We start from the raw sequence: 12536 nt of genomic DNA, 5'->3' as shown, positions 1-12536 counted from the left end.
GTAGGTTGAAGGTTGAAAGTGCTTTTCCGTAGATCCGCTTTCCACTTCGTTCCAAGCTTCGCGCTCTTCTAAAAAAGGTTGTGATATACTTAATGCTTCTTTGCTGACTGCTGACCGCTGACCGCTAATCTAATGTGTCCGCATCGCTCTTGCTGGCAGAATCCGGGCTGCTTTTATCGCAGGGAACAGACCGACCACCGTTGCTGATGCCATAACCGTGATCGCCGGAATAATCAGGCATCGGACGTTCACTACAGCATACAACGTCTTGATTTTCATGCCCCCAAAGGTGATTTCTTCGGGATATGTGATGCCGTATATAGACAGCAGATAATTAACAAGGACCCCAAGGAGCGCACCAACGCAGATGCTACCGAGTGTTATGATGACGACTTCGCAGATGACGAGCCAGAAAATTTGCATCGGTTTTGTCCCAACCGCCTTTAGCACCCCATACTCGCGCGTCCGCTCCAGTACTGACATCAGCACTGTATTCAGGACACCGATAGCCACAATCAGCATAATCACCCAACGTGAAATGGCATCCCCTTGTTGATCGGATTTCATGGCGCGATAAAAGGATTTAGCAACTACTTGCCACGGGGCAACATCAAGCGTTGAATCGTTAAGGTTCGCTTCGATTGCAGTCTTAATTTTACCGACCTGATTGATATTTGAGACAATCACAACGATTTCATGGGCGCGCCCCTCAAGCACAAACAATTCCTGAGCATCTTCAATGTGCAGATAACATGTTGTTCGATCTGTTGCGTCGTCACCACTCTCTGCAATACCGACAATCTTATACACATCGTTCGCAAGCGAACCGTCTGCACCCTGCGAGAAGATCACAATCTCACTACCAATCTTTGCAGAAAGCGTCTTTGCCAAGTTTTTCCCAATAACGGCTTCGTGCGAAGCGGTTTCCGCTAATACCGTGCCTTCAATTACTTTTTGATCAAATCGCGTCGCTTGAACTTCTCGTGTCACATCAACGCCGATGATTTGTACACCTGTACTCTTTTCACCAACCGAGCCGAGTCCCGCTGCATATACCCGTGGTGTCCACGCTTCAACGCCTGCAACATCCTGTATCACCTCTCCGACAGCAGTATACCCATCAATCGTCTCATAAAGCGATGGCTTATCAAGGTATCCATCACGGTGCACCTGAATGTGTCCGATGCGATTTCGCGTGAACATGGAGATGATGTCCCCATACGCACCGTCGGACAGACCGATGGTTAGCGACAAGAGTGTGAAACCGACAACCATTGCGAGTGCGGTAAGGATTGTCCGTCGCTTCTGACGGAAGATGTTACGAAACGCAATTTTGAGTATCATACTATCTTCTTCTCTGAAGATTTCGGCGTGTGAAGATTTTATCGTCAATGTCTGAATCAAATGTGGCATTCAACCACCGGACAACCGTTTTATGTCCCTCTTTGTTTTGAGGAATCATCTCCATCACAGACGGTGCGATTTTATCACCAAACGTCTTAATCTCTTTGAAGTTCATAACCCGCATCAAATTCCCTTTTTCGTCATAAAAGTGCTGCCACACCGGTATATAATCGTCGGATCGCACAGATGCAACAATCTTTCCCCAAACGATCGGAGAATCCTCTTTCGGGACAAGTTGGACATAGAGATGATCTGGCAATGCATCTTCAGGTGTAACAAACTGGTAGGTATAATCATTGAGCATGGACGACTCCCGAACCAAGTCGTCATTCGTGAAATCAGAACCCATCCACGACCCCATCATCATAGACGGTGGAATCTTCATCACCTTGTTCGTCTTCGGAAGGTAGTTCCACATCTCATTCCCAATGCGGAGTGTCGCGACCCCTTGTTCTTTCTTTGGGGCGGTAATGCGGATAAAGGTCTTGCTCATCCCCTGTGTCCATATTGTCATCGCCAGCGTACGTTCCCAATGCGGCGTGACGATGTGCATCTCCATCTCGGCGTGACTGGTTTCACTCCGATAGAGTTGATCGATATGTTTGATGACGGATTCGATGTCAGATATTGTTTCTTGGGCTAATGCGAACGGGCAAAGGAGGAGAGCCGTGAGGAGCAAAGAACATATTGTCAAGTTTCGTACTATCAGTGTCTTATTTTGAGATTTCGCCATTTGCTTGTGTATCCTTTTTGCTTTTTAGGTTGTGCAATATGGGGAACCTGCCAATTTTATCTACATTTTTTATTATAACACATGAGGCTTCAAAGTGCAAAATCTTTCAATTAATAGGACTTACGCACTCTACCGGTAGGTGCGGTTTCTAACCGCACCGATCCTATGGTGGTCCGTGTCTTTATCGTCCGAAGATACATGTCTCAACTTAATTTTGCGTAAGTCCTGAATTAACACAGGGCTATTTAGTTTTAAGAGTTAAGTTTACCTATGTAAAGCCTTCACGCTTCCGGAAGCCCGAATTTATTCGGGACAGCACACTTTTCCCCAACAAGAATGTAATATAAGGAATGGATTTAGTCTATTCCCAGACTAAATCCGGGCATCCGGATGTAAATTATTGGAAAACTGAATGGCCCTGCAGACAATTAACACTTGCTTTTCCTTAAAAAATCGTGTAAACTCAACAGATATAACCCTAAAGGAAAAGAAACGATGCCTGAAACACATATCAGAACCGAAATTCAAAGTGCCCTCAACAACTTCATGGACGGTGAACTCGCCAAAAACGCAACTCATCTCCTCAAGGTATTAGGCTACGAGAGCCAACGGACCCTCAACCGAGACGCAAACACAACCGAGGCATTTCGCGAAGACTTCGATCCTGACAACCTCATAAACCCTGAGAAAGCGCACCTAAACGACTGGCAGACCGCCGATTTCCTCTTCCAACTCACCGCTGACGAAATCAGACAGCAGACCCAAGAGACGATCACCTTCCATGAGGACGCAGGCGTTGATGAGAGTATCTATCAGTCCTATCTCTTTCTCGCTATCAAACTTAAAGGAGATACCTACTCTCGCACCGCACTCGCCAACATCACCCGCGAAATCAACAAGCTCTACGCCATACCAGCACTCCTGATTTTTCAACACGGACGCACCCTAACCTTTTCCATTATCAACCGCAGACCGAGTCAGCGTGATAGGGACCTTGATGTGCTTGAAAAAGTGACACTCATCAAGGATATTGACCTTGTGAATCCCCACCGCGCACACCTTGACATCTTAGCGGAGTTGTCACTAAGTGCCCTCTATCAGCAGCACGGGTTTACGAACTTCCTTGAACTCCATCAGGCGTGGCAGCAGACCTTGGACACCTCCGAGCTCAACAGACGTTTCTTCAAAGAGATTGCCGATTGGTATTTCTGGGCGGTGGATAAGGTGACGTTTCCAGCCGATGCCGACACATCGGTAGGCGTGGTTTCTCACCTCACCGTCCACAATGCCACGTGTGTCATCCGCCTGATTACACGGCTGATCTTCGTCTGGTTTCTCAAGGGGAAGGAACTCGTCCCGAACGCGCTCTTTGAGGAGGACACCATCTCGGAACTGCTCGCAAACGTTGATCCACAGGAAAGCACCTACTACAAGGCAATCCTCCAAAACCTATTCTTCGCGACGTTAAATCAGGAGATGAACACGTCTGAAAAACCGAACACTCGCAAGTTCCGAGGCGAGGGACGACAGCACTACAACATCACCTCACTTTACCGCTACAAACGCTATTTCAGAGACCCGGACGCAGCGCTGCATCTGTTTGAGACAATCCCGTTCCTCAACGGCGGCTTATTTGAATGTTTGGATAAACCCGATCCAGACGACGCAAAAACAATTCTACGAATCGACGGCTTCTCCGACAGAGAGGACAACCCGCTTTCGGTGCCAAACGAACTCTTCTTCTCCGAACCGCAGTCAGTAAATCTCAACGCCGTCTATGATACGAAAAACAGCCGATACACCGTGCGAGGTTTAATCCACATCCTCAACCGCTACAAGTTCACGATTGCCGAAAACACACCCATAGAGCAAGAAGTCGCTCTTGACCCCGAACTCCTCGGGCAGGTATTTGAAAACCTCCTCGCCGCATACAACCCAGAAACCGGCACAACTGCGCGTAAACAGACCGGCTCTTTCTACACTCCCCGTGAAGTCGTCAACTACATGGTAGACGAGTCCCTCATCGCCTACTTCAAAAACACGGTTCGTAGTAGGGAAACCATTCATTGCCCGTCAGAAACCAAACTCCGTCACCTCCTCGCATACAACGACGAACCTCATCAATTCACCACTACCGAAGTCGAACACCTCATCAGTGCCATCGACACCCTCAAGATTCTCGACCCAGCGTGCGGCTCCGGTGCCTTCCCGATGGGCATCTTACACAAACTCGTCTTCCTACTCAGCAAACTTGATCCCCGCAACGCACAATGGCGACAACGCCAAATTGACCGCGTCCAAGGTGCCATCACCGCGTCAGAGAAAATCGACGATAGCACCTTCCGTGAGAGTGCCATCAGCGAATTGGAAAGAGAAATCGACAGCATCAATGAAGCATTTGAACGCAACGAACTCGACTACGGCAGAAAACTCTATCTCATAGAGAACTGCATCTACGGCGTGGACATCCAACCCATTGCCACACAAATTGCCAAACTCCGCTTTTTCATCTCCCTTATCGTAGAACAGAAAATTGACGATACCCGCGAGAACCGAGGCGTGCGTCCGTTGCCAAACTTAGAGACGAAGTTCGTTGCGGCGAATACGCTTCTTGACGTGGAGAAACCCGAGCAGATGACACTCCGCAACCCAGAGATAGACAGCAAGGAGAAAGCACTCGAAGAGGTGAGGCGTAGACACTTCACCGCCCGCACCCCGCGCACGAAAGACCGGTACAGAAAACAAGACGCTGAGCTCCGCGCTGAGATTAGCACATTGCTGCAACAGGACGGGTTTCCAAGCGAGACGACTGAAAAGATTTCGGCGTGGGATCCATACAACCAAAACGCCTCCGCCAACTTCTTTGACCCTGAGTGGATGTTCGGCATTACAGACGGGTTCGATGTCGTGATTGGCAATCCGCCTTACGTCCGTCAAGAGAAGATTAAGTCCCTCAAACCGACGTTGAAAAAACGCTATACCTGCTACACCGGCGCAGCCGACCTTTACGTCTATTTCTATGAACGCGGACTGCAACTGCTGAGTCCAAAGGGTATCCATACCTTTATCTGTTCCAACAGCTGGTTGGATGTCAACTACGGTGCCCCGTTACAGAAGTATCTCTTAGACAATACGAAGAGTGCCGTTATCTGTCACAGCGAAGCAGAACGTGAGTTTGAGAGTGCCGACATCAACACGATTGTGAGTGTTCTCCACAACGGCATCCCCAATCCTGATTCTCAGATCCGTTTTCTGACCTTCAAGACGTTCATAGGTGACCCAGATATAGAGAACCGACGAGAGCGAACGCGCCCCTATACCGAATTAGCACAAGCAGGCACGCGTGAGAATAAATACACCGGTGACAAGTGGGGTGGGAAATATCTACGCGCCCCAGACATCTACTGGACGCTGCTGGAGAAAGGCAAGGATAAACTGGTGCGTCTGGGAGACATTGCGGAGGTAAGGCGTGGCTTCACAACAGGTGCCAATGACTTCTTCTATCTTGACGCTGAACGGATTCGAGAATGGGGAATCGAAGATGAATTCTTGAAGCCCGTCATCAAAAGTCCGCGGGAATGCAAAAGCATCCGCGTAGATCCCAGTCAGTTGCAGTTCAAGTTATTTATGTGTCATACGGACAGAGCGGTATTGGCAGGCACTGCTGCGTTGGACTATATTGAATGGGGTGAATCACAGGGATTTCATCAGAAACCGAGTTGTAGGTCAAGGGTAAGGTGGTGGGATTTAGGTAAACGAGAAATCCCATCGCTTGCTTTCAACTATCTAATTTCTTCAACCGCAAGAACGCTATATGCACGAAACGGTTGCTATACAAGCGACAATTTTCAGGAAGTACATACGGATTCGGATTTGATATTGCCCTTGTGTGCCTCTTTGAATTCGTCCCTGTTTCAACTGATGGTAAATATGGCAGGACGTTCTAATTTCGGTGGCGGTTTACTGAAGATTCAGACCTATGAAGTGTCGGAGTTACTCTGTTTAGATCCAAAGATATTTGCATTTGAAGATGCAGCGATATTCACATCTTCTTCATGGGAAATGCTTGATCCTTCGGATGACCGTCGCGTCCTTGACACAATCATTTTCGATGCGCTCGGTCTCACACAAGGTGAACGGGATGGGGTGTATGAAGCGGTTGTTAATTTGGTAGAATCTCGGTTGCGGAAGGCGCGGAGTTTGAAGGGGAAAGGATAGTTTGTCTGAATCGCGGATTATCGCGGATTGCGCAGATTTCGCGGATTACGCTCCAGCGGAGCGTTATGTCTATAGTCTGCATGGTGTTTCCAATCTTCCGCTCCCGGGGAATGCCATAAGGCATTCATACCGTTGATTTCGGAGCGGTATGTGACACATGCAATTAATTGGGTTTCAAATCTCCAAATTCGGTTGACATCAGGTCTTCAAATGTGTTATCATTACCCTTAAATTATCCGTATTGTAGGGGAGGAAGAACGATGTTACAACCGAATCTGGATTTTTCCGCAGCCGACATTGTTTACGGTTACATAAATGCACCTAACAGCAATATTGAAAATTCTAACAAAACTATAGACATTATTCCTCATGAGGCCGAAACCTACAATACTCTCGGCATTACTCATAATAAGGGAGGCGAGTATGACCTTGCCATCGAAAATTTTAGCAAGGCATTAGAACTGAATCCAAAGCATATTGGTGCTTATAACGATCGCGGTGTTGCTTATGATAGGAAGGGCGAATATGATAAGGCTATTGAGGACTATGTTAGAGCAATAGCCCTAGATTCAAAGTTTTTTGCTGCTTATAACAACCGTGGTATTACTTACGCGAAAAAAGGTGAGTATGACCTTGCTATCGCTGATTTTGACAACGCATTAAAATTAGATTCCCAACTTACCGAAACTTACCTCAACCGCGGTTTCGCTTACTTTAGTAAGGGCAATTTTACCCAAGGAATTCAAGATTGTAATAGAGCAATACAACTAAAACCTAATGATGTTGTGGCCTATTACAATCGCGGGTTTGTCTACTACGAGTTAGGCAAAGTTGATTTGGCTATCAATGACTATAACATGGCAATAGAACTGAACTCACATTTTGCCGAAGCCTATGTTAATCGCGGTAATGCTTATAGAATAAAAAAGAATTTTGATTTGGCGATTAATGACTATAATACGGCAATACAACTAAAACCAGCTCTCCCTGAAGCCTATGATAATCGTGGATTGGCTTATCAAATCATGAAATCTTTTGATTTGGCGATTAATGACTATAATACGGCAATACAACTAAAACGAGATTATGCTAGTGCCTATAACAACCGCGGCACTGCCTACCTAAGCATTGGATATCTTGACCTAGCCTCTGAAGATTTCAACACTGCGATAGGACTAAATCCTAAGAATTCCGAGGCCTATAATAACCGTGGTGCTATTTATTTTAGCAAAGGAGATTTTAATAGAGCTATTGAAGACTTAAGTACCGCTATAAAATGTAAACCCAATTTTGCTGGGACCTATAACAGCCGGGGGATAATTTATTATAATAAGGGAGATTTTAACAAAGCGATTGCAGATCACAACAAGGCAATAGAACTGAATCCCGAGTCTGCCGAAGCATATTTCAACCGTGGTAATGCCTATAGCAGTAAAAGGAATTTTAACAAAGCGATTGCAGATCATAGCAAGGCGATAGAACTGAATCCACGTTATTACGATGCCTATAATAACCGTGGAAACGCTTATGACCAAAAAGGCGAACTTCACAAAGCCATTGCAGACTTTAACACTGCAATAGAAATAGATCCCCAGCGTGTTGAGGGTTATTACAACCGAGGCTTCGCTTGTCGGAAAAGCAGCAAACGCTTGATACATCAAGTTATCAAGGATTATAGTATGGTGATACGACTTGATCCAGAATTTACTATTGCGTACTATAACCGCGGTGAGGCGTGGTTGCTCCTGAAAGAATGGGAAAAAGCTAGGGTGGATCTCATCACTGCCAAGAATATGGATGTTGATCTTCTTACCGCGTTCTGTTACGACTATGAAAACGTCGCAAACTTTGAAGAAACAAATCAGGTTCAATTGCCAGTGGACATCGTAGCACTGTTGACCCCACACTCATTAAAGACCGCTGATGTTTACATCCATATAGCCCAAGGTATTGATTATAAGGAAAAGGGTAATTATGATCTTGCTATTGCAAGCTTCCGCAGGGCGATAGCACTGAACCCAGATGCTGTCCAGGCATATTACAATCGCGGTACAGCCTACTACAACAAGGGCAGGTTTTACCGAGCAGTCGATGATTTCGGCAAAGTCATAAGTCTCACCCCTGACGATCCACTTGCCTACTATGGCCGCGGGATGGCTTACCGCAATCTCTTGGTTTTTGAGAAAGCCATCCAAGACTTTAGCACGGCAATAAGTCTTAAACCGGAAGCAGCTGCCTATGCCTATACCGAGCGCGGTATAACCTACCATTGCAAAGGTGAGGTAGACAAGGCAATTGAGGACTATAACGCTGCGATCGCACAGGAGCCAAAGTTTGCAGAGGCTTATACGGCGCGCGGTAAGGCTTACCGTGATAAAGGCGAGATAGACAAGGCGATTGAAGATTATGACAAAGCTATACAACTTAACCCAGAACTTGCTGAGCCTTATACCTGCCGCGGTCTCATCTACAATCAGCAAGGCGAGATAGACAAGGCGATCGGAGATCATAGCAAAGCAATAGAATTGAATCCAGAATTTGCCGAGGCATACCTCAATCGGGGTCAGGCTTACTACAACAAAAACGAATTGGACAAGGCGATAACAGATTATGACAAAGCCATAGAGATCAATTCAGAACTTGTGGAGGCATACACGCATCGGGGCAACGCCTACCGCGCCAAAGCCGAGTTAGACAGTGCGATTGAGGATTATACCGGGGCACTAAAACTCAGACCAAAAATTGCTGAATTCTATTATATACGGGGCGAGGCTTGGTTGCTTGCGAAAGGTTGGGAAGAAGCGAAGACGGACCTGACAGCTGCACTCCTACAAGACGTAGATGTCGCCGCAGCATTTCGGAGCAACCATGAGAGCATTGCTGCCTTTGAGCAAAAGATAGAGGTTCAGTTACCAAAAGAAATTGTGACACTGCTGACCCCGCTAACAGGACCATTTGAGATTGATCAGGAAGCGCGGATCGCGTTAGGAATGAAGTACTACGGGAGCGGTGAACTTAGCAGTGGGCTTGCCTCGAAGCTTGCAGGGGTATCACGCGAAGAATTCTGGTATCTAATGGGGGATTATGGACTCTCTCCTTTTTATGTTGATGAGGAGGAGCTTGTCAATAGCGGATTTTAAGAATGCCGATACAACCAGTTATTAGCAATAACAGTCCGCTTGTGGGACTCTTGGGGATCAACCTGCTTTCTCTATTGAGAGATCTTTATACAGAGGTATGGATTCCACGAAAAGTTGAAAAAGAGTTTCTCAAAAGGGATCCAATAATCCGCCGGAAAGCCCTCGAAAATGCCCCTTGGATTAAAACTGTTGATTTAACGGATCCGCAAGCCGCTGCGGTTTATGCGGGACTTGATGACGGTGAAGCCCATGCCTTAGCTCTTGCCAACGAACATGATGCACGCCTCGTTCTTATTGATGACAGTGACGGAAGACGGGAGGCGAAAGAAATCGGATTAATGACTAAAGGAACAGTAGGCATCTTGCTGGAGGCGAAAGAAGAAGGTTTGATTGAGGTCATCAAACCGCTTTTAATTCGGTTGCGGGCTAACGGGATGCATCTGAGTGAATCGCTCATCAATTACGCGCTACAAGAAGCAGATGAGATGGATTAGCGGGTGTGCTTATAGGCAAAATTGACTTATGGAGGAGAAAAATCATGCAAAAACCGAATCAAGAATTTGCTAATAAATATTACAAGCGCGGCGTTGCCTACACCGAAAGCGGAGATTATGACTGCGCTATTGAAGATTTCACCCAAGCGATAGAACTAAACCCAAAGTTTGCCGAGGCATATTACCAACGCGGCCTTGCTTACGCCAAAAAAGGCGAAGTTGAACTTGCGATTGCAGACTATACCAAGGCGATAGAACTTAAGCCCGATTTCGCTGAGGCGTACTACTATCGAGGTGGTGCGTGGTTACGCCTCGGGGAGCGCGACAAAGCCAAAGCAGATCTGGGGACCGCCAGAAATTTGGGGAGTGATGCCCTCACCACCTTAGACAAGATACTACAAGACCACGATCGCGCGTGGAAAGTCCTCGGCAGCGCATGAAATATTTGACAATTGAAGATATTCTAATCATTGCCGTGGGGCATGTGGGTGACTATCAGCTGCTAAATGAAAATCAGTTACATTATTTGGTGGACATAGTGGGTGAGAAATTTGGTAACATCGACCTGTTTCCAACTGTATTTCAAAAAGCTGCCGTGTATGCCCACCATATCATTACAGGACATATATTTTTCGATGGGAACAAACGTATCGGTCTAACGTGTGCGTTCCAGTTTTTAGAATTGAACGGTTATTTCCGTCGGGCAGACATTGATGACTCCATTATTGATCTCGGCTTCAAGATTGCCGATGGAACTATAACCGATATTGAAGTAATTGCAGATCGTATGCAGTCGTGGATTTTGTAACTAACGGATGTTGATACATCTAATCGCATCAAACATCTAAAAATTCGGGTTGGATGTTCCTTAATTATTCACACTTTGTATAAAATAATTTATAAGTATGTTATTTTCATTGGTATGTTATTTTCATAGTAACCCACCCCAAAGCAGACAAACGCAAAAGCCCTCTCAACCCACGCCACAACTGGGTTTTCACGAGGTTTTTTAATCGCCTCAAAATCACGATTCATAGTAACAGCGAAAAAACACCAGAGCCGCAAAAGTCCTCTCAACCCACGGCCCGTCTAACCTCCGGGCAGTTCCCATCGCACAGTTTCCAGACCGTTACTATGAATCACTATGAATCACTATGAAATTGACTTGACAAAACCTGTCTAAAATGATAAATTGACTTTCAAACAAGGGAAACCTTTACGCCTTGAGTTTTTTAAAGATAGAGAAAGGAAACAACATGGCATCACAAAACGAACTACAGTCAATGCTAAACGCTCCCATCGCTTTAGCACCCAATACCTACCTCCATTTCTATAACGGTGGGAAACTCCGCGCCGAGTTTATGGGCGAACCCGACCCCAAAGATGACTACTACTCCGAGGAATGGATCTTCTCCACGAACCGGGCAGAGACCCCGGGTAGGGAAAACCCGCCCGACAAGGGCTTCAGCCGTATCGAACTTCCCAGTGGTGAAGTCGTGTTATTGAAAGCATTGTTGGACGCGTTTCCAGAGGAGGCGCTTGGCAGTTCGCATGTCGCCAAATACGGCACAGATCTCGGTGTACTTCTCAAAATTTTTGATGTCGGTGAAGGCGCGCATATCCCGATCCACTGGCACCCGAACCCCGATTTTTCAAAGGAGCATCTGAATTCACCTTTCGGCAAAAATGAGGCATGGATTTTAATCGGCACGCGTCCAGGCGCAAAAGCGTGGATCGGTTGGAAAGAAGCGATAGACAAGGCAGAGTTCCGTCGCCTGATGGAGGCACAAGATGTCCCAACGCTGCGGAGTCTCATGCACGTCGTTGAACCGAAAGTCGGAGAAGTCTATTTTTTACGCACACCGATTGTCCACTCACTCGGTACAGGACTCTGCGTCCTTGAACCTCAGGAACCTACCGACTGGAACATCCTCGCTGAATGGGAAGGTTTCCCGTTTGAAAGAGACGATGGACACCTCGGTCTCGGATGGGATCTGGCAGTCGATGCCGCTGAGTTTGATAAATTGGAGCTCGACTATCTGAACAACTACATCCGACGTACGCCGGAACTCGTTCGGGCAGAGGGTGATAACCGCGAGGATCGGATTGTGCCAGAGGAGGCACTGCAATTCTTCGGGTGCTCACGTCTGACGGTGAATTCGACGCTGAGTATGCCAGCAGGCGAAGGCTTCTATGCACTTGTGACCTTGGGGGGTGAAGGTGTGCTTCGCGGGGACTTTGAAGATGTCCCGCTCAAACGGGGCAAATCCGTCTTTATTCCGCGGTGCTTGTCGAGTTATGTCATTGTTAGCACTGGCGATACACCGATGGAAATAATTTGTTGCTATCCACCGAGGCTCTAAAAAATTAGGTACGCCCTGTGTGCCGAAGCGTAGTAGTCTGTCAACCTTCAAATGATGGGGAAACCCCGGTTCGTAGTAGTGCGATTTATCGCACGTCAGAACGGGCAATGAATGGTTTCCCTATTACAAACTGCCTCTCAGTTTAGATGTGACAGAACAGTAGTTGTCAGTTGTCAACAGTCAG

Annotated in this window: 8 protein-coding genes; 6 read left to right on the top strand and 2 right to left on the bottom strand. The window is 46.8% G+C overall.

Annotation, left to right across the window (positions count from 1 at the left end):
* Positions 1–129 precede the first annotated feature (129 nt).
* Both OXN25_22675 and OXN25_22670 read right to left on the bottom strand, forming a co-directional pair.
* Positions 130–1413, bottom strand: a complete 1284-nt coding sequence (locus OXN25_22675) for an ABC transporter permease (protein ID MDE0427670.1) — start codon at positions 1411–1413, stop codon at positions 130–132.
* Complete coding sequence (locus OXN25_22670) at positions 1346–2137, bottom strand: outer membrane lipoprotein-sorting protein (GenBank protein ID MDE0427669.1); 792 nt, start codon at positions 2135–2137, stop codon at positions 1346–1348. Before OXN25_22670 ends, OXN25_22675 begins: the two co-directional genes overlap by 68 nt.
* A 495-nt stretch (positions 2138–2632) precedes the next feature.
* Here OXN25_22670 and OXN25_22665 point away from each other — a divergent pair, with 495 nt between their 5' ends.
* The 6 genes from OXN25_22665 to OXN25_22640 all read left to right on the top strand — a co-directional run bounded on the left by OXN25_22665 (position 2633) and on the right by OXN25_22640 (position 12352).
* Positions 2633–6355: an Eco57I restriction-modification methylase domain-containing protein gene (locus tag OXN25_22665; GenBank protein ID MDE0427668.1), complete on the top strand. Its 3723-nt coding sequence runs from the start codon at positions 2633–2635 to the stop codon at positions 6353–6355.
* 260 nt (positions 6356–6615) lie between these two features.
* Complete coding sequence (locus OXN25_22660; GenBank protein MDE0427667.1) at positions 6616–9495, top strand: tetratricopeptide repeat protein; 2880 nt, start codon at positions 6616–6618, stop codon at positions 9493–9495.
* A gap of 2 nt (positions 9496–9497) precedes the next feature.
* Positions 9498–9989 carry a DUF3368 domain-containing protein gene (locus OXN25_22655; protein MDE0427666.1) on the top strand — a complete coding sequence of 164 codons (492 nt, stop codon included), beginning with the start codon at positions 9498–9500 and terminating at the stop codon, positions 9987–9989.
* A 44-nt stretch (positions 9990–10033) separates the two neighbouring features.
* Positions 10034–10429: a tetratricopeptide repeat protein gene (locus tag OXN25_22650; protein ID MDE0427665.1), complete on the top strand. Its 396-nt coding sequence runs from the start codon at positions 10034–10036 to the stop codon at positions 10427–10429.
* Positions 10426–10797, top strand: coding sequence for a type II toxin-antitoxin system death-on-curing family toxin (locus OXN25_22645; GenBank protein MDE0427664.1), 372 nt, complete (start codon positions 10426–10428; stop codon positions 10795–10797). Before OXN25_22650 ends, OXN25_22645 begins: the two co-directional genes overlap by 4 nt.
* Before the next feature lie 448 nt (positions 10798–11245).
* The gene (locus tag OXN25_22640; protein ID MDE0427663.1) at positions 11246–12352 is read left to right on the top strand and encodes a hypothetical protein; all 1107 of its coding nucleotides are present in this window, start codon (positions 11246–11248) and stop codon (positions 12350–12352) included.
* The last annotated feature ends 184 nt before the right edge of the window (positions 12353–12536 follow it).

It is taken from the genome of Candidatus Poribacteria bacterium (assembly GCA_028820845.1).
In the GTDB taxonomy this organism is placed as follows: Bacteria; Poribacteria; WGA-4E; order WGA-4E; family WGA-3G; genus WGA-3G.
This window is presented reverse-complemented; position numbering and strand designations above follow the sequence as displayed.